The sequence below is a fragment of the Pseudofrankia saprophytica genome (genome assembly GCF_000235425.2).
GTDB lineage: Bacteria > Actinomycetota > Actinomycetes > Frankiales > Frankiaceae > Pseudofrankia > Pseudofrankia saprophytica.
In genome coordinates this window covers 2,198,260-2,221,222 of sequence record NZ_KI912266.1, presented here as the reverse complement: position 1 = coordinate 2,221,222, position 22,963 = coordinate 2,198,260, and the positions used below count along the sequence as shown (strand labels likewise).

Below are 22,963 nucleotides of genomic sequence, written 5' to 3'. Positions count from 1 at the left end.
GCCCGAAACGACCGCGTTCCGCGGGAACCTCGGCTCACTTCCACCGGGAAGGACCCTTTCACCATGCGATTCCGTTCACGGCGCGTCGCGGTGGCGTTCACCGCGCTCGCCTCCGCGCTCGCGATCGCGGCCGCCGGCTGCAGCAGCGCGGCGTCCCACGACTCCGCCGGCGCCGCCACCGGCTCATCGGTGCCAGGCAAGGACAGCAAGGCCGTCGGCTTCATCTTCGTCGGCCCGAAGGACGACTACGGCTACAACCAGGCCGCGTACCAGGGCAGCCAGGAGGTCAAGAAGGCCTTCCCGGACCTGCAGGTCATCACCGCGGAGAACGTCCCCGAGGACGACAACGCGGCCCGGGTCATGGAAGGCATGATCCAGAAGGGCGCGAAGATCATCTTCGCCACCAGCTACGGCCACCTGGACGCCGCGCTCAAGGTCGCCGCCGCGCACCCGGACGTCGTCGTCGTCCAGCAGGGCAACGTGATCGCCGACGGGAAGGTCACGGCGAACACCGGCACCTACTTCGGCACGGTCTACGAGCCGGTCTACCTGGCCGGCATCGCCGCCGGGAAGGCGACGAAGTCCAACAAGCTGGGCTACGTCTACGCGTTCCCGATCCCGCAGACGATCGCGAACATCGACGCCTTCGAGCTCGGCGCGAAGTCGGTCAACCCGGACGCGAAGACCTACACCGTCAACACCTCCAACTGGTGCGACCCGGCCAAGCAGGCCCAGGCCACGCAGAGCCTGCTCTCCCAGGGCGTCGACGTCATCACCCAGCACCAGGACTGCACCGGCACCGTCATCAAGGCGACCGAGGCCGGCGGAGCATTCACCGTGGGCTACCACGCGGACGCCTCGGCGCTCGCGCCGAAGGGCTGGCTCACCGGCTCCGAGTGGGCCTGGGGCCCGCTCTACACCGACATCGTGAAGACGTCGCTGGCCGGGAGCTTCACCGGTAGCAAGTACAACGCGAACTACCGGGTCGGCTACAAGAACGGTGAGAACCCGTTCGTCCAGTCGAAGTTCGGGCCGTCCGTCACCCAGGACACGAAGGACGCCATCACGAAGGCCAAGACGGCGATCTCGGCGACGGACGGCTCGCCGTTCAAGGGCCCGATCACCGACCAGGAGGGCAAGGTCCGCATCCCGGCCGGCACCGTCCCGGACTATGCGACCCTCGACACCATCGACTACTTCGTCGACGGCGTCGTCGGGGAGCTTCCCAAGTCCTAGACACGACCAATCGCACGACCTGACTCTCCGCCTCGCTTCCCCGCCGATTCCGCTGGCCCTGGCGCCATAGCTTCGACCTTGGTGCCGGGCCGGACGGAATCGGCGGGGAAAGCGGGCCATCGACCTATGCCAGCAGTTCGGGGAATCCGGAAGGTAGGACCACGATGACCGCCAACGACGTCACCTTCGCCACCGTGGAGGCGGACCCGTACGACTGGCCGTACAACGGGTCTTTCTCCCCCGCCACCACCGCCGTGATCAACATCGACTGGCAGGTCGACTTCTGCGGCAAGGGCGGCTACGTCGACACCATGGGCTACGACCTGGAGCTCACCAGGGCGGGGCTCGCCCCGACGGCGCGACTGCTCGAGGCGCTGCGGCCGCTCGGGTTCTTCATCGTGCACACCCGCGAGGGCCACCGCCCCGACCTGTCCGACTGCCCGCCGAACAAGCTGTGGCGCTCGAAGCGGATCGGCGCCGGCATCGGCGACGAGGGTCCGCAGGGCCGCATCCTCACCCGCGGCGAGCCCGGCTGGGAGATCGTCCCCGAAGTCGCCCCGCTGCCCGGCGAGGTCGTCATCGACAAGCCGGGCAAGGGCTCGTTCTACGCCACCGACCTGAACCTGATCCTGGCGCGCGCCGGCATCACCCACATCATCCTGACCGGCATCACCACCGACGTGTGCGTGCACACTACGATGCGTGACGCCAACGACCGCGGCTACGAGTGCCTGCTGCTTTCCGACTGCACCGGCGCGACCGACTACGGCAACTACGAGGCCGCCCTCAACATGGTCAAGATGCAGGGCGGTGTCTTCGGCTCGGTCGCCACCTCGGACGCGCTGCTGGCCACCGTGGCCGCCCCGGTCGCCGGCTGACCGGCGATGGTCAGTACCTTCCCCGAACCCGAAGCCCTGACACAGCCCGAAGTCCAACCCCCAGTTCCAGCCTCCGAGCCGGCGACAGCGCCGGCGCTCCCGCCAGGGCCGCTCGACCTGCAGGCCGCCGTGCTGCGCGACGCCTACCTCTCGGGGCGGCTGCGGGTGATCGACGTCGTCGAGGCGGTGCTGGCGGCCATCACCGCCCGCGGCGACGACGGCGTCTGGATCCACGTCGCGGACCGCGCCGACCTGCTCGCCAGGGCGGCGGAGCTCGACGTGCTCCGAACCTCCCTGATCGGGACGGCGTCCGGTGGCGACCTCCCGCCGCTGTTCGGCCTGCCGTTCGCGGTGAAGGACAACATCGACGTGGCCGGGATGCCGACGACGGCCGCCTGCCCAGGCTTCGCCTACCCGGCCACCGCCGGCGCGCCGCTGGTCGACGCGCTGCTCGCCGCCGGCGCCGTCTGCGTCGGCAAGACCAACCTCGACCAGTTCGCCACCGGTCTGTCCGGGGTGCGCAGCCCCTACGGCATCCCCACCTCGCCGTTCGACCCGGCCATGATCGCCGGCGGGTCCAGCTCCGGCTCGGGGGTGGCGGTCGGGGCCGGCCTGGTCACGTTCGCCATCGGCACCGACACGGCCGGCTCCGGCCGGGTACCGGCCGCACTGACGAACACCGTCGGCATCAAGCCGTCGCGCGGGCTGGTCAGCTCCCGCGGCGTCGTGCCCGCCTGCCGGTCGCTGGACTGCCCGGCGGTCTCGGCGCTGTCGGTCGCCGACGGCACGCTCGTGCTGGACGTCATCAGCGGCTTCGACGAACACGACCCCTGGTCGCGCCGTTTTCCCCCGCCGACGCCAGGCCGGGTCTCCTGGAGCGGCGAGGACGACCACCCGGCGGACGACGACGTGGCGGACGACAACGCGACGGGTGGCGCGCCCGGTCTCGGGGGGTTGGGCGCGCCACCCGTCCGGCTGGGGATCCCGGCCGCGGCGCTGGTGGCCGCCGACTGCGACGACGCGGTCCAGGCGGTGTTCGCGCGGGCGCTCGACCTGCTCACCGACCTGGGCGCCGAGCTGGTCGAGATCGACCTCGCGCCGTTCCTCGAGGCCGGAACCATGCTCTACGAGGGCCCGTGGCTCGCCGAGCGCTACGCCGCGGTCGGCGACTTCCTCGAGGAGCACCCGGACGCCGTCCACCCGGTCGTCGCCGAGCTGCTCGCGCCCGGCGCGCGGGTCAGCGGCGTCGACGTCTTCACCGGCTTCGAACGGCTGCGGACGCTGCGCCGCCAGACCGAGGCGGCGTGGCGGGCGGCCGACGCGCTGCTGCTGCCGACCGTGCCGCGGACGTTCTCCGTCGCGGACATGCTGGCCGACCCGATCCGGCGCAACGCCCGCCTCGGCCGGTACACGACGTTCGTGAACCTGCTGGATCTCGCGGCGGTCGCGGTCCCGGCCGGTTTCGCCGCCGGTCTCCCCTACGGTGTGAGCCTGATCGGCCCGGCCGGATCGGACGCCCGCCTGGCCGCCGTCGGCGCCGCGCTGCACGACCGTTCGGGCCTGGCCCCTGGGCTGGGTACCTTCCCGCTCGTCTCGGCACCGCCGCCATCGCCCGTCTAGTCCGTTCCTGACGCCCCGGCCGTCCAGATCTCGGCCGTCCAGCCGGGCTCCCACCAGGCGCGGGGCTGCGGGCACGCGGAGGTACGGGCAGGCGGAGCTACGGGCAGGGCGCCCGGTAGGAGTGGCCGGGAAGGGCGCGCAGCCATTCCGCCTGGGTGAGACGAGTGCCGACCCGGGCGCAGACCTGCTCCGCCGCGACCGCCGGATCCAGCTCCCACACCCGCGTCGAGCCGGCGCCCACGGCGGCCAGCACCCAGCCGCGGCCGGACGAGCTGAGGGCGAGCGCACCCGGTGTCCCGTCCACGCGCAGGGTGCCCCCGGCCCGCGGGCGCGTGGGCCAGGTCATGTCCCAGATCGTGATCTCACCGTCGGCGCCGCCGGACAGGAGTGTCCGCCCGTCCTGGCTGAAGACCAGGCCCGCGACGCCGGCGGGGCGGGCGCCGAACGTGGCCACCGGCCGCGGCCGCCGGCCGCCGGACAGCTGGTAGAGCTGGATGTTGCCGCCGTCCGACGCGGTGGAGGCCGCGGCGCCGGCGGAGGACCGGTCGAGCGGGGTGGTGGCGACGGCGAGCAGGGAGCCATCCGGGCTGAACCGGACCTGGCTCGCCTTGGTCCAGACGTAGAACTCGGCGTAGGGGCGCGGCCGGGCCCGTTCGGAGAGATCCCAGACCCGCAGGAAGCCGACGCCCCCGACCGCGAGCGTCCGGCCGTCCGGCGCGAGCGCGACCGACAGCGCGGGACCCGCGATCCTGACCGCGGCGAGCTGGCGCGGATGAGCACGGTCCGCCACGTCCCAGAGGCGCACGGAGCCGTCCGCCTCCGCCGTGGCGAGCGTCCGGCCATCGGCGGAGAACACGACGTCGTTGACCGTCGCCGTGGCACCGCGCAGCACCGCGAGCTGGACGGGGCGGGCCGGGTCGGCGAGATCCCACAGCCTGACCAGCCGGTCGGCGCCGCCGGTGGCCGCCACCCGCCGGTCCTCGGCATCCGCGGGCGCGGAGGCGACCGTCATGACCGCGCCCGTCTTCGCCAGGAACGTGGCGCCCCGGCGGACCGCGCTCGGGTCGCGCAGGTCCCAGACGCCCACGCCGGTGTCGCCCGCCTGCAGGAGCGTCGCGCCGTCGGCGCTCAGCGCGACGTCGTGCACGGCGCCGCCCGCCTGCCCTGTCTCGCGCACCGCGGCGGCGACGAGCACCTGCGCGGCCTGCGCGGTCCTGGAGATCCGGTAGGCGGCCACGGCGAGCTGACCGGCGAAGTCCGGGCGCGCGGGCAGGAGCTGGCTCGCCTCGGCGGCGAGCCGCCGCGACGTCGCCGCGTCGCGGGTCGCGTGCACCCGATCGAGTACCGCGATCACGCCGATGACCAGCACGGCGGCCAGGACGACGGTGACCAGCGTGCTCGCCGGTGTCACCAGCGCCCGCAGCCGGCGGACGGCCGCGGAGCCCCAGCGGCGGGCGCCCCTGGCCCGTGCCGACCCGATCTCCGGCGCGGGCGGCGAGGCCGGCTCGTCGTCGGGCTCCTGGCTGGCGGCCGGTAACGGGGTGACGCCGGCCCCGCCGCCCGCGCCGCCGCCGGGGGCAGGTCGCCGGGCGGCCCTGGCTCGCGGTCCGCGTCCGCCGACGGGCCGGTACCGGCGGCCACCGGCTCGGGCCGCCCCTCAGGATCCGACCCGCGATCCAGCTCGGGCTCGAGATCCGGCTCGAGATCCGACTTGGACTTGAGCTCGGACTCGGCCTTGAGCTCCGACTCGGGCTCGGCCTTGAGCTCGGGCTCCGGCTCCGGCTCCGGCTCGGGCTCGGGCTCGGGCTCGGGCTCGGGCTCGGGCTCGGGCTCGGGCTCGGGCTCGGGCTCGGGGTCGGGGTCGGGGTCGGGGTCGGGGTCGGGGTCGGGGTCGGGGTCGGGGTCGGGGGGAGCATCCGCCGAATTCAGGTCGGTGGGCGGCTCGGGGGCTCCCGCAGGCGTCGTCCCACCGTCCGTGACGGGCACCGCCGACACGGGCGGATCGGGCTTCTCGTCGGGCACAGGTGGGGTGTCCCCGTCCAACGACTCGCCGTCGGACGCCGCCACCTGGGTGTCCGCGGCCGTGCCGGCGCCGTCCGGAGCAGCGGGCTCCTCGACGACGGCCGGCTCCTCGACGACGGCGGGCTCTTCGAGGACCACGGGCTCCTCGACGACCGCCGCGACCTCGACGACCGTGGCCGTCTCCTCGGACACCGCCGTCGGAGCCGTCGGGGGCGTCGGGGCCGCGGCCGGCTCAGCCGCGGGCCGCGTGCCGTCGCGTTCGGACCGCGGCGCGGCGTCCCCGAAGAGGTCCTCGAGCTCGACGGCCGCCGAGCTCGGATCGGCCGCCGCCCGGACGGGGCGCACGGGGATCGCCACCGTGCCCGGCGCGGGCAGGTGGGCGAACTCGAGCAGGCGGTCGGCGAGGCTGCGGGCGCTGATCCGGCGGGCCGGATTCTTGCGCATCGCATCGGCCAGCAGCGCCGCGAGCGGCGGCGGCGCCCCTCTGAGGTCCGGCTCGGTGTAGACGACCCGTTGCAGCAGCGCGCGCGGTGAGCCGGTACCGAACGGCGGTCGGCCGGTGGCCGCGTAGATGACCAGCGCGCCGCAGGCGAACACGTCGGCGGCGGCCGTCAGCGGGTTGCCTAGCACCAGCTCCGGCGCCATGAACGCGGGCGCCCCGAAGGTCGCCACGGCCGGGCCGCGGCGGGTCCCCGCTCCGAGCCGGCCGAGCGCCCTGACCACCCCGAAGTCGATGAACCGGGGGCCACCGGCGGCAAGCGCGACCCGCGGCGGGTTGAGGTCGCCGAGCACCAGGTCCTTGTGGTGCAGCTCGGCGAGCCCGGTCGCCATCGCCGCGCCCAGCCGCCCGACCGCGTCCGCGGACAGCGGGCCGCCGCCGTCGACGACCGCGCCGAGGGTCGGAGCGTCGAGGAACTCGGTCGCGACGTACGGCGTCGACCCGTTCACGTCGGCGTCCAGGACCTCGGCCAGGCAGGCCGGCGCGGCGTCGCGCGCGCGCAGCGCCTCCGAGCGCAGCTGCCCCAGGAAGGCGCGGTCACGAGCCAGGTCAGGAGCGATGATCTTCACGGCCGCCTGCCGGCCGTCGGCCGCGTGGCCCAGGTACACCGTCCCGGTACCGCTGGTCACCAGCACCCGCTCGACGGCGTACGGACCGATCCGCGTCGGCCGCTCCGCGCGGCCGCCACGGTTCTGGCGCGCGGGCGTCGGGCGCTCACCGGCTACGGCCACGCATCGACCTCCAGGAAACGCCGACCAGCCAGTGGACGACGCGGTCTCGCCGAACGACATCCGGTCGCCTGGTTACCCCAGCGATATCGCTGGCCCGCCGGCAATCCCGACAACCGGGCCGCCATCGAAATGCCGGGCGCGGGAGATGTCATCGAGTCTGCCGTTCGGTACGTCTGTCCAGGCCGGATGCTATCCGCGCGCCCGCACGGCCCGATGACCAGTCGGAATGGCTGGGCAGGACGCACGGAACCACGGGCGCGTTTGGTCCACGCGTGCCAGCCGCGGCGCGCCGCCACCCCGACCAGAGACAACGAGGAGCCGCCCGCCGACGACCATTGGCCGCCCAAGCGACATCAGCCGGCGGGCGTTGACCGGGCGAACGGCTGCAGTCGTGCCACCAGTCCGCGCACCTCCGCGCCCGCCGCGGCGATGATCTCCTCCGCCGAGGCGTCGCGCGCGCCTTCCAGCAGCACATCGAGCGCGATCAACCGCTCCGCGACCTCGGTCATCAGGTCGAAGTCACGAACACGCTGATGGGCCAGCTCGCCGAGCCGCTCGTTCTTCTCGAACAGCTCGACGAAGACGCTGACCTTGGCCCGCAGCAGCCACGGGTCGAACGGCTTCGCGATGTAGTCGACGGCGCCGACGGCATAGCCCCGGAAAGCGTGGTGCGGCTCACGGTCGATGGCGGTGAGAAAGATGATCGGCGTGTCTCTGGTCCGCCCGCGCTGCTTGATCCGGTGGGCGGTCTCGAAGCCGTCCATGCCGGGCATCTGCACGTCCAGCAGGATCACCGCGAAGTCGTCGACGAGCAGGCGCTTGAGCGCCTCCTCGCCGGATGAGGCGGTAACGAGCTCCTGGTCCAGCGAGGCGAGGATCGCCTCCAGCGCCATGAGGTTGTCGGGCCGGTCGTCGACCAACAGAATCTTGCTCCGTGGCCGTTCCGCGCTCGGCCCGTCTCCTGTGTCGACAGGACCGCCGGTCCGCTCGGTCACCCGCCTTCCTCCTCCTGTCGTGATGCTCCTAGGTCGCGCCGGTTCCGCGGGCACGGGACACCAGGATCGTCCTCCACGCGCGCGCCGACATACCAACCATCGCCGATAGCCGCCAAGCGGTCACCACCGCCCCCCGAACAATCGCCCGTGAGCCACGCCCACCGGCTTCCCAGGTAGCTGGCGGTCGCCGGCTGACAACGCACAACTTCCGACCGCGGGGCGATGAATCGCGGGCCTCACAGGTGTGAACGCATGACGGAGAGGAGGTGGTCGAGGTCGACCGGCTTGGTGATGTAGTCGCTCGCGCCGGCCGAGATGCTCTTCTCCCGGTCGCCCGGCATCGCCTTCGCGGTCAGTACCAGGATAGGCAGATCGATGAACGCCGGCATCGCCCGGATGACCGAGGTCGCCTCGTTGCCGTCCATGCCGGGCAGCATCACGTCCATCAGCACGAGCCTGACGGCCTCGGTGGCCTCCTGCTGTAGCAGCTTGATGGCATCGCGTCCGTTGTCCGCGTAGCGCACCCGCATGCCGAACATCTCCAGCGCGCTGGTCAGCGCGAAGACGTTGCGCACGTCGTCGTCGACGACCAGCACCGTGGTGCCCTGCAACGGGTCGGTCTCGTCCGGGTCGAGCTCGCGGCGCGGCCGTGAGGTCTCGGTGAGGAACGGCGTCCCGCCCGGTTCCGGCGTGCCCACCTCTCCGCGCCGGGTCGCGGGACCCGTACCGGCGCCGCCGCTCGAGAGCGTCCGCACGGTCGGCGGCTCGCTCTCGCCCGGCTCGGCGGCGGGCAGTGCTGGCGGGGGCGGGGCGAGGCGGGGCGCCGTGGCGTCGGCGGCCCAGGCGTCGCCGTGGCCCACACCCAGGTAGCCCGCGCCCGGCTGGCCGGGCGGGGTGAACGCGCCGTGGCCGCCCGGCCCTGCCCCTCGGCCGCCCGACGCGCCCTCGTCGCCGATGATGATCAGGACGTCGTCCGGCTCGCCGGGCGTGAGCCCGTAGGGCACGTGGTCCGTGGGCATCACCGACGGGACGTAGAGCGTGAAGATGCTGCCCTGCCCGAAGACGCTGGACACCGCGATCGAGCCGCCGAGCAGCCGCGCGATCTCCTTGCTGATCGACAGGCCGAGCCCCGTGCCGCCGTAGCGCCGCGACGTCGTCCCGTCCGCCTGCTGGAACGCCTCGAAGATCATGCGGAGCTTGTCGGCGGCGATCCCGATGCCGGTGTCGGACACGGCGAACGACAGCACGGTCGGCGCCGAGCGCAGGCTCGGCACGATGAACGGCCCGTCGGAGGACGCGACCGTGACGTCGAGGCGGACCATGCCGGCGTCGGTGAACTTGACCGCGTTCGACAGCAGGTTGCGCAGCACCTGCTGGATGCGCTGCTCGTCGGTGACGAACTCCGTCGGCACGTCGGTGGCGACCGTCACCGCGAAGGTGAGCCCCTTCTCCTCGGCCAACGGCCGGACCGCCTGCCCGAGGGCGTCGCACAGCGAGTCCGTGCGCACCGCCGCCGCCTCGACGTCCATCTTCCCGGCCTCGACCTTCGACAGGTCGAGGATGTCGTTGATCAGCATGAGCAGCTCGGAGCCGGAGGAGTGAATCGTCTTCGCGAACTCGATCTGCTGGAACGTGAGGTTGTCGTCCTGGTTGTCGGCCAGCAGCTTCGCCAGGATGAGCAGGCTGTTCAGCGGGGTGCGCAGCTCATGGCTCATGTTCGCGAGGAACTCGGTCTTGTACTGCGAGGACAGCGCGAGCTGCTCGGCCTTCTCCTCCAGGCCGATCCTGGCGAGCTCGATCTCGCGGTTCTTCACCTCGAGCAGCTGCGCCTTCTCCTCCAGCTCGGCGTTCGTGCGCTGCAGCTCGACGGACTGGGAACGCAGCTCCTGGGTGAGCCGCTGGGACTGCGCCAGCAGCTCCTCGGTCCTGGCGTTCGCCATGATCGTGTTGAGCACCACGCCGATCGTGTCGACGAGCTGCTCGACCAGGTTCAGGTGCAGGTCCGAGAACGGGGTGAAGCTGGCCAGCTCGATCACGCCGAGCACCTGGTTCTCGAACAGCACCGGCACGACGACCAGGTCACTCGGCGGCGCGCTGCCCAGGCCGCTGCGGATGGTCAGGTAGCCGGCCGGCACCTTCTCCACCCTGATCCGGGTCTTCTCCACGGCGGCCTGGCCGATCAGGCCCTCGCCGAACAGGAAGGTGCCGTCCGAGCGGCGCCGCGGCACCGAGCCGTAGCCGGCGACGTAGCGCAGCTTGTCGCCCTCGATGAAGTCGAGCAGGTAGACGGTGCCCTGCTGGGCGTTCACCGCCGGGGTCATCTCGGAAATGATCATCTGGCAGACGGCGTACAGGTCGCGCTGGCCCTGCATCTTGCTGCCGATCCTGGCCAGGTTCGACTTCAGCCAGTCCTGCTGCGCGTTCACCTCGGTGGTCTCGCGCAGCCGGGTGATCATCTGGTTGATGTTGTCCTTGAGCTCGGCGACCTCACCCTCGGCCTCGACCGAGATCGTCCTGGTCAGGTCGCCGCGGGTCACCGCCGTCGACACGTCGCCGATGGCGCGCAGCTGGATGGTGAGCGTCGAGGCGAGCTGGTTGACGCTGTCGGTCAGGTCGCGCCACACGCCGGCGACGCCCGCGACCGTCGCCTGGCCGCCGAGCTCGCCCTCGACGCCGACCTCGCGGGCCACCCGGGTCACCTCGGCCGCGAACGAGGACAGCTGGTCAACCATGATGTTGACGGTGTCCTTGAGCTCGGCGATCTCGCCCTGCGCGTTGACCGTGATCTTCTGGGACAGGTCGCCCTTGGCGACCGCCGTCGTGACCAGGGCGATGCCGCGGACCTGGGTGGTCAGGTTGGTGGCCATGACGTTGACCGAGTCGGTCAGGTCCCGCCAGACGCCGGAGACCCCGCGCACGTGCGCCTGCTCGCCCAGGTTGCCCTCGGTGCCGACCTCCTTGGCGACCCTGGTGACCTCGTCGGCGAAGGCCGAGAGCTGGTCGACCATCGTGTTCAGGGTTTCCTTGAGGTCGGCGATCTCGCCCTGAGCGGTGACGGTGATCTTCTGCGAGAGGTCGCCGTTGGCGACGGCCTTCGCCACCAGGGCGATGTTGCGGACCTGGGCGGTCAGGTTGCCCGCCATCGAGTTCACCGACTCGGTCAGGTCCCGCCACACCCCGGAGACCCCACGCACGTGCGCCTGGCCGGCCAGGTTGCCCTCGGTGCCCACCTCCCAGGCGACCCTGGTCACCTCGTCGGCGAACGAGGACAGCTGGTCGACCATCGTGTTCAGCGTGTGCGCCAGCGCGGCCACCTCGCCGCGGGCGTCGACCTGGATCTGGCGGGTCAGGTCGCCGCGCTGGACCGCCGCCGCCATCTCGGCGATGCCGCGGACCTGGGTGGTCAGGTTGGCCGCCATGACGTTGACCGAGTCGGTCAGGTCGCGCCAGACGCCGGAGACGCCCTTGACCGTCGCCTGGCCGCCGAGCTTGCCCTCGGTGCCGACCTCCTTGGCGACCCGGGTGACCTCGTCGGCGAAGGCGGAGAGCTGGTCGACCATCGTGTTGACGGTGTGCTTGAGCTCGGCGATCTCGCCCTGCGCGTCGACGGTGATCTTCTGTGACAGGTCGCCGTTCGCCACCGCGGTGGTGACGTGGGCGATCCCGCGGACCTGAGCGGTCAGGTTGCCCGCCATCGAGTTCACCGACTCGGTCAGGTCCCGCCACACGCCGGAGACGCCCTTGACCTGGGCCTGGCCGGCCAGCTTGCCCTCGGTACCCACCTCGCGGGCCACCCGGGTGACCTCGTCGGCGAAGGACGACAGCTGGTCGACCATCGTGTTCACGGTGGTGCCGATGTGCAGGAACTCCCCCCGCACCGGCTGGCCGGCGATCTCCAGCGGCATGTGCTGGGAGAGGTCACCCTCGGCCACCGCCGCGATGACCCGGCCGACCTCGTGCGTCGGGCGGGCGAGGTCGTCGATCAGCGAGTTCACCGACCGGGTGAGGCTGCGCCAGCCGTCCCGGCCGCCGAGGTCGTCCATCCGCTGCGTCAGCCGGCCCTCGCGGCGGATGACGTTGCTCACCCGTTCCAGCTCGCGGGCGTGCCGCTCCTGGGTCGCGGCCAGCTCGTCGAAGCGGCGGGCGACCTCGCCGGACAGCCCCTCCCGGGCGCCGAGGCGGACGCCGAAGTCGCCGTCACAGAGCCCGGACAGGCCGGCGAGCAGATCCGACAGCAGGTTGTCCACGGCGCCCGGGGCGAGGTCGTGCCCCGCCCCGTCGGCCGGCGGGCCGTCCAGGACGGCGGTCGCCGTCCCATGACCGCCGCCGTTCTGGCTCGCGGATCCGGCGCTCTCCGTGGTCCCCCCGTGATCCGCCGATGCCGAGCGGGCCTTCGTGCTCGCCGACGAACCGGGCAGGGCACCATCATCTTGGCGCGCATCCGGCGTTTCGTGGTCACGATCGAGGCTCATCTGTCTCCTCGGGGTCTACGGCAGCACACCGGTGGTAGCTAATCGTCCCTCGGCAGGTCACACCCGGCGCCAGTATCCGCCTCGGCGGGGACATCACAGGAGAGACTGACCGACATGAGCGCCGTAGGGCTGGATGAACGGCTACCTCACCACACCATCACACTGCCACCCGCGGCGGAGTCACCACGTTCCGCTCGCAGATTTCTGCTGTCCGCCCTGCGCGGGCGGATCGACGAGGACACGCTCGACTCGGCGTTGCTGCTGGTCACGGAACTTGTCACCAACGTGGTGGTGCACGCGGGTACGCCGGCCACGGTCGACGTCACGGCCACGCCCTCGGGGGAGCTGACGGTCCGGGTGCACGACCTGCATCCGGTGCGCATCGGATCCTCGCGGCGTGGCGGGGGTGACGGGCCGGCCGGCTCCCACGAGGGCGGTCTCGGCGAGTCGGGCCTGGGTGGGCTGCGCGAGGACGGCCGCGGTCTCGCCCTCGTCGACGCCCTGGCCAGCAGCTGGGGCACCCAGCACGGCGCCGGCGGCAAGACCGTGTGGTTCCATCTCGCCGGCCCCGCCCAGTCGCCGACCCCACCCGCCGAGCCGGCGCCCCCCCCCTCCGAGCCAACCGCCGATGTGATTTCTATCACATCAGCGCCCGTGACCGCGCCGTCGGCGCCCAACGCGGCTCCGACGTCCGCGCAGCGGGCGGCGGACGGCTCGCTGGCCGGGCCGACCCAGCCGACGGCGATACCCACCGGCCCGCCGCCGGCCATGAACGGGATGGCGCCGTCCACCACCATCGGACCGGCACTGGAGCCCCACCCGCGGCCCCCGCGGCTCATCTCCCGGTCGACCGCACGGGCCCTGACCGCCGAGGGCGAGGTGGCCGAGCTGCTCGCGCAGCTCGTCGACACCCAGCCGGTGACGGGCGGCCTGGTCCACCGGCCGTCACCGGACGACCCGGAACCGGAGATCGTCGCCGCCCTCGGCAATACCGGCGACCCCGCCAAGGCGCTGTCGTTCCCGCTCGACCCCACCCAGGACAGCCTCGGCGAGGTGCTGCTCTGGCCAGACCACGCCCACCCGGTCGACGGCGGCCAGCCGGACGCCGTCGACGGCGTCGACGGCGTCGACGGCGAGCGAGTCCGGCTGGTGGCGCGCTGGATGGCGCTCGCGCTGGGCGGCGGCGACATGCGCCAGGCCGAGGAACGCCGGATCGGGATGCTGTCGTTCCTCGCCGAGGCCTCGGACCTGCTCGCCGGCAGCCTCGAGCTGGAGCACACGCTGTCGATGCTGGCTCACCTGCCGGTGCCGCGGATCGGCCGCTGGTGCGCCGTCTACCTGCGCCGCGACGACGGGAATCCGGTCCTCGCGGCGGTCGCGCACGCCGAGGAGGCCGCGGAGCCCGAGCTCACCAGGGCCGCCAGCGACCCCGACGGCCCGCTGCTCGCGGCGGTACGCGGCGCCGGCGCCACGCCGGTGCGGCAGGTGGCCACCCCGGACGGGCCGGTCCTCGTCGCGGTGCTGCGGGCCAGGCGCCGGGCGCTCGGCATGGTCGCCATCGGCCGCGACCCCGGCGCCACGTTCGCCGCCGACGAGGCCGACCTGCTCGCCGACCTCGCCCGCCGCGCCGCGTTCGCGGTGGACAACGCCAAGCTCTACAGCCGGCAGGTGGAGCTCGCCGACGGCCTGCAGGCCGGGCTGCGCCCGCCCGTCCTGCCCGAGATCTCCGGGCTCGACCTTGGCGCCGCGTACGGCGCCGCCCGTTCGGCCGGGCTGGATGTCGGCGGCGACTTCTTCGACCTGATGCCCGGGCCCGACGGCTGGACGATCGCGATCGGTGACGTCTGCGGCAAGGGCGCCGAGGCGGCGACCGTCACCGGCGTCGCGCGGGCCGTGCTGCGGCTGCTCACCGGACTGGCCACCCCGGTGGGACGCATCCTCATCGACCTGAACAGGACGCTGCGGGACACCGCGACCGCCTACCCGCACGGCCAGCCGAGGTTCTGCACGATGGCGACGGCGAGCCTCTCCGAACCGTCGGAGAAGGGTGTCCGGCTGACGCTGCACCTGGCCGGCCATCCGCAGCCGGTGATGCTGGCGGGCGACGGCGGGGTCGCCTACGTGGGCGTGCCCGGGACGCTGCTCGGTGTGCTCGACGACGACGAGGTCGCGTTCCCGTCGACGGACGTCGAGCTGCACCCCGGCGACGCGTTGGTGCTCTACACGGACGGCGTGGTGGAGGCCAGGGCGGGCCGGGAACTGCTCGGCGAGCAGCGGCTGCTGGAGGCGGTCGGTGGCTGCGCGGGGATGTCCGCCCAGGGCATCGCCGACCGGGTACGGGCCGCCGCCGACCGGTTCGCGGGCGGCAACCTGCGCGACGACGTGGCCATCGTCGTCATCCGGGTCCCCAGCACCACGCTGGCGACGGCGTGACGCCACTAGCGACGTGACGCCAGCGGCACCCGTCATGCCAGCAGCGACACGCAGGCGGACCGGATCCGCCCACCTCGAGCTCGCCGCCCGTCCCGTCCGCCCGGTTTGACGACCGCGGTCCGCACATGCTAGTGACTCTCTGTAGCCAAAAAGGCCCGGTGGTTGCGACAGCGGGTAGCGGGGTAGGAGGCTGGCGGCAGTCCCCCGGTAATGACCGACCGTCATTTCGGGGCAAACCGACCCGGAGCGTGACCAAGGGTTCGCCGCCGACAGGCCGGCGACCTGCACTCCCGGGCCGCCGGAGGCGCGGGCGAGCCGGTCGCGTGGGCTCCGGGACGGGACGACAGCGGAAAAATCGGTGCCTGACCGAGGCTTCCGAATCGCTCCGGCTGGGTAGACCGTGTTGGATGTCCTCGTTCCGATTTGGTGGTCGATGAGCGCGATGCAGGGGTCCCCTTCGATTCCGCTCGCGGAACCGGATGGGGAGGTGGCGCCGGTGAACGTCGTGCGCCGGGCGACGTCGCGCACCCCACCGGCGACCCACATCCTCGCCGAGCTGCCCTACCTGCCTTCGGCGGTACCGCGGGCCCGCCAGGTGCTACGCGAGTCGCTGCGCGGCGCCGGCCTCGACGAGGACGCCGCCTCGGTCGCCGAGCTCCTGGTCAGCGAGCTGGTGACCAATGCGGTGAAATACGGCCAGCCGCCCGTCTGGCTGCTGGTGGAGCTGCGCCCCGGCCTGATCCACGCCTCGGTCTCCGACACCTCCACCGCGCTGCCCGAACGCCGCACAGTCGACGACGACTCCGAGGGCGGCCGTGGCCTGCTCGTTCTCGACGCCCTCGCCGGTAGCTGGGGCGCGGTCACCGCCGACTCCGGCAAGTACCTCTGGTTCGACCTGGCCGTCACCCGCGCCCACACCCCCGACGGCCACGCGTCCGCCCCCGCTCCCGCCCCGGCCGCCACCCCCCGCCCGACGCCGGCGACCTGAGCCGGCCGCCGGCGGCCAAGGCCACGAAGGACACCGCGCCGGCCACCGGTCGGGCTGGTGGCCGGCGCGGAGCCGGGCCGAGAGATCAGGGACCTGGAGATCAGGACCTGGAGGCGGAGGCGGCCGACGAGGCCCGGCCCTCCGGCTCGCCGCCCGGACGCGGGATCTCGGCCATGGTCGGGACGCCCGCCTCGGCCGGAGCGGGCGCCGGGGTGCCCTCGCTGAGGCCGATACGGGCGTGCAGCCAGCGAAGCGGCGCCGGCGCCCACCAGTTGAGGTCGCCCGCGACCCGCATGAAGGCAGGTACGAGGACGCCGCGCACCAGGCTCGCGTCGAGCAGGATCGCCAGCGCCGTACCCAGGCCGAACATCTGCATGAACCGCACCGAGCCGGTCGCGAACGCGGCGAAGGTGACGGCGAGCAGCACCGCGGCGGTCGTGACGATCCGACCGGTGCGGGCGAGGCCGGTGGCGACGGCCTCGGTGTTGGGCACGCCCGCGTCGTGCTGCTCCTTGATGCGGGAGAGCAGGAAGACCTCGTAGTCCATCGACAGGCCGAACGCGATGCAGAACAGCAGCACCGGCATCGACGTGTCCAACGGGCCGGGCGTGAAGCCGAACAGCCCGGCGAGGTGCCCGTCCTGGAAGATCCAGACCGAGACGCCGAGGACCGCGCCGAGCACCAGCCCGTTGAGCACGATGGCCTTCAGCGGGAGGATCACGCTCCCGGTGAACAGGAACAGCAGCACGAACGTCGCGAGCGCGATCAGGCCGATGGCGAGCGGGAGCTTCGCGCTGATCACGTGCTTGCCGTCGACGAGGTAGGCCGGCTGCCCGCCGACGAGGACCTCGGTGTTCGCCGGCACCGGCAGCGCGCGGGCCGCGCGGACCAGGTCCTGACCGGCGCCGGACATCGGGTCGATCGACGGGACCACCTGCAGGAAGGTGCCGTCGGCCGAGGCGAAACGGGCCGAGGCGGGGCCGGCCGGCGTCGTCAGCGCGCCGTCGCGGAACTCCCCGGCCGCGCTGTCGACCCGGCCGACGCCCGGCAGCCTGGACAGCGAGGTGGCATAGCCGGCGAGCGTGTCGGTCGTGGTCGGGCCGTTGACGACGACGTCGAGCGCGCCGCTGATGTTGGAGCCGAAGTCGTCCCGCAGCACGTCGCCGACCGACCGGCTCGACCTGTCACCGCTGAGCACCCGGTCGTCCGGTGTGCCGAAGCTGACGTGCAGCAGCGGCGCGGCGAGCAGCAGGAGCAACGCGACCACCGGCAGCCCGGTCAGCAGCGGCCGGCGCATCACCTGGGTCGCGACGGCCCGCCAGAACGGCGACTCGGTGGCCTCCCGCGGCGGGCCGGCGGCCGCGGCGGCCGTGGGCGTGGAAGCCATGCTCTGCCGGGCGGCGCGGCGACGCCGGAACAGGCTGATCAGGCCGCCCACCCGCAGCGCGTTGACCCGCTCCCCGAGCAGCAGCAGGACGGCCGGCAGTGCCACCACGGCGGTGAGCATCGTGACCAGGGTGACGGCGATTCCCGCGTACGCCATCGACTTCAGGAAGAACGGCGGGAAGACCAGCATCACGGCGAGCGCGACGATCACGGTGGCACCGCTGAAGAGGATGGTGCGCCCGGCGGTCTGGACGGTCGCGACCGCGGCGGCGCGGCTGTCCTTACCGGTGGCCAGCTCCTCGCGGAAACGGCTCACCGTGAGCAGCGCGTAGTCGATGCCGAGGCCGAGCCCCAACGACGTCGCCAGGTTGACCGCGAAGATCGAGACGTCGGTCGCCTCGGCGATCACGGACAGCGCGGCGAACCCGCCGAGGATCCCGATCAGACCGACGCCCAGCGGGAGCAGTGCGGCGACGACGCCGGCGAACGCGAGGACCAGCAGGACGAGCGTGATCGGGATCGCGAACGACTCGGCGGTGGCGAGGTCGGCGCTCACGGTGACGCCGATGTCCCTGTTGACGCCCGCTGCGCCGCCCGGTCGCACGGTGACCGGGCCGGACGGGTCGACGGCGTCCTCGTACTTCTCGACGACGTCATCCGAGTGGTCGTCGTCCACCGAGGCGACGACCAGCGCCGCGCGCGAGTCGTCCGAGCGCAGCGCCGGGCCGGCGCCCGTCCAGTAGGAGGCGGCGCCGCGTACACCCGGCTCCTTGCCGAGCTGTGCGGTCAGCGACCGGCCGGCGGCGGCGACGGCCGGGTCGTCGACGGTGCCCGACCGCGCGGTGACCAGCAGGACGAGGTTGGGAGCACCGCCGAACTGGGTGTCGACGATGTCGGCGGCGCGGGACGAGTCGGACTTCGGGTCGTCGAAGCCGCCGGTCAGCAGCTTGCCGAAGGCACCGACGCCGAGCACGCCCGCCCCGAGCACGAAGACCAACGTGGCGACCAGGACGATGCGGGGCCGTCCAGTGACTGCCCCGGCGAGACGCGAGAACACCGTTGCCTCCTGCGAGCTATAGTCTCAAGAGAGAACAGTGTTCTCTAGCGCGAATGCTGTCAAGAGCAAATGCCGGCAAGAACGCTTGCCGCGCGACCGCCCTCGGTCCGTCGCGGTGGCCGATCTCGGCTGGAAGCTGGAAAGATGGCCCCGATGAACCCACTGGCACCGCGGCGCGAGCGGCTGCGCGCGGCGACGATCGCGGAGATCAAGCAGGCCGCTCGCGACCAGGTCGCGCAGGGCGGGGTAGCGGCGGTCTCGCTGCGCGGCGTGGCCAGGGCGATGGGAATGACACCGTCGGCGCTGTATCGATACTTCGACAGCCACGACGTGCTGATCGGCGAGCTGTGCGCGGACGCGTTCGGCTCGCTCGCGGACACGCTCGAGGCGGCCTTCGAGGCCGGCGTCGGCGAGCCGGACCAGGCCAGGCGCTGGCTGCTGCTGGCGAGGGCGTACCGCGACTGGGCACATGCGAACAAGCCGGAGTACGCGCTGCTGTTCGGGCCGAGCACCCTGGAGCTGGACAAGTCCGGGCGCTGCGGCGACGAGATGCACCGCGGCACCGCGGTGCTGTTCCGGTGCATGAGCGAACAGATGGCCAGCGGCGCCGTCGACCCCTCCCACCTCGACGAGCAGCTCGAGCCGGAGCTGCGGTCACGGCTGATCGACTGGGGGGTGGAGGAGAGCGCCCCGATCTCTCCCGCGGGCCTCGCCGGTTGCCTGATCGTCTGGACCCAGCTGCATGGGTTCCTGTCGCTGGAGCTCTTCGGCCACCTGCCACCGGCGCTCGGCCACTTCGACGACCTGTTCGACCAGCAGATGCTGGACGTCATCATCCGCATCGGCTACCGACACCCGGTCAGCATGGCAACGACCGCCGCGCCTTCCCCGGCGGGCTGGCTGGTGGGCAGTTCGACCCCCACCAGCCAGCCCGCCGCCTATCCGGCTCGGTAACCCCTATTGGTGATCCGGGACAACGGCCTCCGGGCGTGCGAAAGAAGATCATTTTCGCACGCCCTTTGGCCCTCTAGGCCGAGGTGCGCATCTTGCGGCCGAGCGCGTCGAGCGCCGCGCGCCGCGCGGTCATGATCTCGGGCAGCCGCGCCTGGTAGGCGGGCGTGCTCGCCAGCGGCGGGTAGAAACCGAGGCGCGGCATGAAGTCGGCCTGGTCGTAGCCCGACGGCCGGTGCAGCGCGTACTGCCGGCCCGGGAACAGCAGGTCGTAGTCGTCCGCGATCTCGCAGACCGTCACGCGCGGGTCGACCCGGCGGCGTTGGAAGTACGCCTCCAGTACGTCGACGGTGAAACTGATCTCGTGGAACTGCTTGACCAGGTCGAGGTAGTGCTGGCCGACCTGGTACTTGATCGGCAGCTCCACCTGGGCGCATTCCTCCGGCGCCAGCAGATCCAGGGCCAGGACCTTCACCGACGTCTCCACGCCGTAGCCCCGGGAGAACGCCAGCGCGGCGAAGACGTCCGCGTCGAGCACGAACTCGCCGATCAGGGGCTGGTAGGTCGTGGTGACGGCCGGGACGTGGCCGGAGAGCTGCTTCGAGTAGAGCGAGCGCAGCATCTCGGTGGTGCGCCCGCCTGGCTGGCCGCTCCCGGTGAGCCGGGGCGAGCTGCCGTTGACGAACATCAGGCCCTCGTCGGCGGTGACCGCCGCCGCGAGCCGGCCGACCGTGTTGGGATCGTAGTTCTCCAGATCGGAGTCGTGGAAGATCAGCCGGTTGCCGAAGGCGAGATAGGCGAGGCTGCGCATGGCTCCGGCCTTGCCGCCCAGCGACGGCGCCTCCGCGCCCGCGTGCGCCGCGAGCACGCTCTCGCCGCGCACCGCCCAGCTGGCGCCGGCGTCCTCGGCGATGTCTACCAGGCCGTGCTCGTCACCGTCGGAGGTCGGGTCGACGATCACGCCGATCTCGTCGACGGCATGCCGGTCCCGCATCCATCGATCCCGGATCTGCGCGATCATGTTGCCCAGGGTTTTCGCGGATTCCGGCCCCCTGGCCGGAATCAGCAGGCTCAGCGTGATTCCTCGCGCGAGCCTGTCTTCCTCGATCGCGTCGAGGTCGAGGGTGGTGGGATCGAGCGTTTGCACGGACGCCCCTCTCGGGTGACCTAGTGTGGTGTGGACATCCCCTCCACCCGGCCATGGGTTTTGTCACGCCCGTCGCCTGGAACGTCGTCGGAACGGGGTGCGGCCACCGCGTGCGAGTCGCGCCGAACCCGCACCACCCCGCTCCGGCTCGTGCGTCGCGACAGCGAGGGAGCTCACCCGGGCATCCGCCCGGCCCGGCTCCGCCCGTCGGCCGGAACACTTCCTCTCTATCCGTCCCGGCCGCCGGTGGCGGTACGGGTATCGAACAGCGACTCGCCAGCCCTGCTGACAACGCGGTCCGCCACAGCCGTCCTCGCCGCGGCGCGGATGACTGGGTGGTGGCCCGCGCGGGGCGGGCGATATCGAAAGGTCCTCCTGGTCAAAGTATCCGCAGTATCCGCTTCCGACCATTCCTCCCACCCGGGCACGGCGCGGGGCGTTAGCTCCCTCACACCCGACCCCCGGTGACGGTCGTGGTCGGTGGCGACATCGTCACTTTGACGCCCGTTGGCCTCATGGCGACGGGCAGGGCGTACCGGAGTTTTCAGTGTCCAACACGGATTACCCGCGGTCAGCCGGTTCGATGCGCGGGACGCGCAGCCGACACCCCGCCGTCACCTGACGTCTTCCGGATACCCGGCACTACCCGGACGAGCCATCCCAGGCCCGACGTCCGCCGCGACCTCTCCGCCGGGCGGACCTCACCTCAGTACGAACCGAACACCCTGAGCCGGCCATGGGTGCCGAGGTGGCCGTACTCGACGCGGTCGGCGACGACCACGCAGTCGCGGCCGGCGGCCTTCGCGGCGTAGAGGGCTCGGTCCGCGCGGTCGACCAGCTCCGCCGGGCTCGCGGGTGCCGCCACGACCGCGGCGGCGCCGACCGACACCGTCACGGTGAGGTGGACTCCGTCCGCGATGAGGACGGGGGTGGCCGCGACCGTCGCGCGCAGCAGCTCGCCGAGGGCGCGCAGGTCGTCCTGGCCGACTCCGGTCGCGAGCAGCGCGAACTCCTCGCCACCGTAGCGAGCCACCACGTCCCGGGACTGGGCCGCGGTACGCAGCCGAAGCGCCACCTCGGCCAGCGCGCGGTCCCCGGCGGGGTGGCCGTACCGGTCGTTGATCGACTTGAAATGGTCGATGTCGACGAGGAGGAGGGCGAGCGCCCAGCCGCGCGGTGCCGCTCGCGCCGTCGCCAGCGCCAGCCGGGTCTCCAGGAAGCGCCGGGTACACAGGCCGGTCAGCACGTCGGTGTTGGCGAGCCGGCGCTGCTGGGCCTCGGCGCACCGCATCCGGATCATGATCAGAGCGGTCGACACGGCCATCGCCAACGCGATGACCAGCTCGGTGTGGGAGTCAGCGCGCCCGCCCTGCAGGACCAGGGTGAGCGGGGCGATGAGGCCGGCGAGATAGAGCACCAACAGCCGGGCGCGGCCAAGCCCGGCGGGTCGGTGCGCGGGCTCGGCGATGCCGGCCATCGTGGGGTGCAGCGCGGCGGCCCCCAGGGCGATGTTCCCGGCAAGCCAGGCGCCCTCCAGCCCGCCGCCCAATGAGTACCCATCGCTGAGCTGCCGCAGGGAGTAGCCGGCATCCGCGGCGAGGATCACGAACAGGCTGGCGGTGAGCAGGCTGAACGCCGGCGGCCGGCTACCGGTGCCCAGAACGAGCCGGACACCGATCACGAACACGATGAGGTCCGCGATCGGGTAGGCGACCCACATGACGGCGACCGCGGTGGACAGCTCGCCGTCCAGGCGCGGCCTGACCAGGTGCAGGTACGCCACTGTGGCCGCGCAGGTGGCGGCCAGCAGCCCGTCGAGCAGGCCCGGCAGGTCGCCGCCTGGCGTCCGTCGACGGACGATCGGCAGCAGGCCGGCGACCAGCAACGGGTAGTGGGCGAAGTAGAGCCCATCGCTGATCGCGACGAACGCCGTCGAGGCGAACAGGTAACGATCGACGCAGAAGGCGATGCCCGCGCCGGCATAGACCAGCTGGGAGATCCCGATGAGCAGCCAGGGCGACCGGGGCGTGGGGCGGAACCGCAGGAGCCCGACGAACACCGCGCCGGCGGCCGAAACGCTGGTGGCGCAGTAGACGGTGAACCGCGCGACCACCCAGCCGCTGGTGGTGGTGGAGCCCGCGCCGTACCCGCCGATGTAGCAGCTGGAGATCGCGACGGCGCCGAAGGCCACATAGCCCAGCCAGAGCCTGCCCGCCCACAGCAGGGGCGGCATGGTCACCCGCTCGACGGCCGCGACGGGCAGGCGGACGAGGCTCACCGCGGCGCGGCCCGCGGCCGCCCACCCGGCCAGGCCCGCCGTGCCATCGGGCGGGTCGCCGGACGCGCCGTGTTCCCGCGCGGGTAGCCGAGCCGGCGACGGCGAGCCGGCTCGACAAAGATCATCGATCGATGCCATGCGCAGCCTTTCGCCAGAGGGCGCCATGACGCGGCGCGCCAGGGCGGCCGCCGCACGTGGGGACACGGCCGCCGACGTCGTCGCGACGCCGTCTCGCGGCGCCGGGAGACGTGTCGCGCGCGCGATCTCGGC

At 72.6% G+C, this 22,963-nt stretch carries 13 protein-coding genes; 6 read left to right on the top strand and 7 right to left on the bottom strand.

Annotated elements, in window-relative coordinates; genetic code table 11:
* Window positions 1-63: 63 nt before the first annotated feature.
* The 3 genes from FRCN3DRAFT_RS0209255 to FRCN3DRAFT_RS0209245 all read left to right on the top strand — a co-directional run bounded on the left by FRCN3DRAFT_RS0209255 (window position 64) and on the right by FRCN3DRAFT_RS0209245 (window position 3,734).
* On the top strand, window positions 64-1,236 hold the full coding sequence (locus FRCN3DRAFT_RS0209255; RefSeq protein WP_007514960.1) for a BMP family ABC transporter substrate-binding protein: 1,173 nt from the start codon (window positions 64-66) through the stop codon (window positions 1,234-1,236).
* 164 nt (window positions 1,237-1,400) lie between these two features.
* Window positions 1,401-2,114, top strand: coding sequence for a biuret amidohydrolase (gene biuH / locus FRCN3DRAFT_RS0209250; protein WP_007514958.1), 714 nt, complete (start codon window positions 1,401-1,403; stop codon window positions 2,112-2,114).
* Between the two features lie 6 nt (window positions 2,115-2,120).
* On the top strand, window positions 2,121-3,734 hold the full coding sequence (locus tag FRCN3DRAFT_RS0209245) for an allophanate hydrolase (protein WP_007514957.1): 1,614 nt from the start codon (window positions 2,121-2,123) through the stop codon (window positions 3,732-3,734).
* A gap of 97 nt (window positions 3,735-3,831) precedes the next feature.
* Here the strand turns inward: FRCN3DRAFT_RS0209245 and FRCN3DRAFT_RS43540 are convergent, their stop codons facing one another.
* The 4 genes from FRCN3DRAFT_RS43540 to FRCN3DRAFT_RS0209225 all read right to left on the bottom strand — a co-directional run bounded on the left by FRCN3DRAFT_RS43540 (window position 3,832) and on the right by FRCN3DRAFT_RS0209225 (window position 12,453).
* Complete coding sequence (locus tag FRCN3DRAFT_RS43540; protein ID WP_007514956.1) at window positions 3,832-5,145, bottom strand: WD40 repeat domain-containing protein; 1,314 nt, start codon at window positions 5,143-5,145, stop codon at window positions 3,832-3,834.
* Window positions 5,142-6,986, bottom strand: a complete 1,845-nt coding sequence (locus tag FRCN3DRAFT_RS49340; protein ID WP_007514955.1) for a serine/threonine protein kinase — start codon at window positions 6,984-6,986, stop codon at window positions 5,142-5,144. The genes FRCN3DRAFT_RS43540 and FRCN3DRAFT_RS49340 overlap by 4 nt, the downstream gene beginning before the upstream one ends.
* Window positions 6,987-7,339: 353 nt before the next feature.
* Window positions 7,340-7,981 carry a response regulator gene (locus FRCN3DRAFT_RS0209230; RefSeq protein ID WP_007514954.1) on the bottom strand — a complete coding sequence of 214 codons (642 nt, stop codon included), beginning with the start codon at window positions 7,979-7,981 and terminating at the stop codon, window positions 7,340-7,342.
* Window positions 7,982-8,217: 236 nt separating this feature from the next.
* Complete coding sequence (locus tag FRCN3DRAFT_RS0209225) at window positions 8,218-12,453, bottom strand: HAMP domain-containing protein (protein ID WP_007514953.1); 4,236 nt, start codon at window positions 12,451-12,453, stop codon at window positions 8,218-8,220.
* Window positions 12,454-12,567: 114 nt separating this feature from the next.
* On the opposite strand from FRCN3DRAFT_RS0209225, the gene FRCN3DRAFT_RS0209220 reads away from it, so the two are divergent.
* Both FRCN3DRAFT_RS0209220 and FRCN3DRAFT_RS0209215 read left to right on the top strand, forming a co-directional pair.
* A complete protein-coding gene (locus tag FRCN3DRAFT_RS0209220; RefSeq protein WP_007514952.1) occupies window positions 12,568-14,886 on the top strand; it encodes a SpoIIE family protein phosphatase in 2,319 nt (772 codons plus the stop codon).
* Between the two features lie 496 nt (window positions 14,887-15,382).
* On the top strand, window positions 15,383-15,874 hold the full coding sequence (locus FRCN3DRAFT_RS0209215) for an ATP-binding protein (RefSeq protein WP_007514951.1): 492 nt from the start codon (window positions 15,383-15,385) through the stop codon (window positions 15,872-15,874).
* Window positions 15,875-15,974: 100 nt separating this feature from the next.
* Here FRCN3DRAFT_RS0209215 and FRCN3DRAFT_RS0209210 read toward each other — a convergent pair whose 3' ends face one another.
* Complete coding sequence (locus FRCN3DRAFT_RS0209210) at window positions 15,975-18,317, bottom strand: MMPL family transporter (RefSeq protein ID WP_007514950.1); 2,343 nt, start codon at window positions 18,315-18,317, stop codon at window positions 15,975-15,977.
* Between the two features lie 153 nt (window positions 18,318-18,470).
* Here FRCN3DRAFT_RS0209210 and FRCN3DRAFT_RS0209205 point away from each other — a divergent pair, with 153 nt between their 5' ends.
* Complete coding sequence (locus tag FRCN3DRAFT_RS0209205) at window positions 18,471-19,271, top strand: TetR/AcrR family transcriptional regulator (protein ID WP_106410163.1); 801 nt, start codon at window positions 18,471-18,473, stop codon at window positions 19,269-19,271.
* 73 nt (window positions 19,272-19,344) lie between these two features.
* On the opposite strand, the gene FRCN3DRAFT_RS0209200 is transcribed toward FRCN3DRAFT_RS0209205, so the two are convergent.
* Window positions 19,345-20,415 carry a glycosyltransferase family protein gene (locus tag FRCN3DRAFT_RS0209200; RefSeq protein ID WP_007514948.1) on the bottom strand — a complete coding sequence of 357 codons (1,071 nt, stop codon included), beginning with the start codon at window positions 20,413-20,415 and terminating at the stop codon, window positions 19,345-19,347.
* A gap of 706 nt (window positions 20,416-21,121) precedes the next feature.
* Window positions 21,122-22,831 (bottom strand): GGDEF domain-containing protein, encoded by a 1,710-nt coding sequence (locus FRCN3DRAFT_RS0209195; RefSeq protein WP_007514946.1) that lies wholly within the window; start codon window positions 22,829-22,831, stop codon window positions 21,122-21,124.
* Window positions 22,832-22,963: the final 132 nt, after the last annotated feature.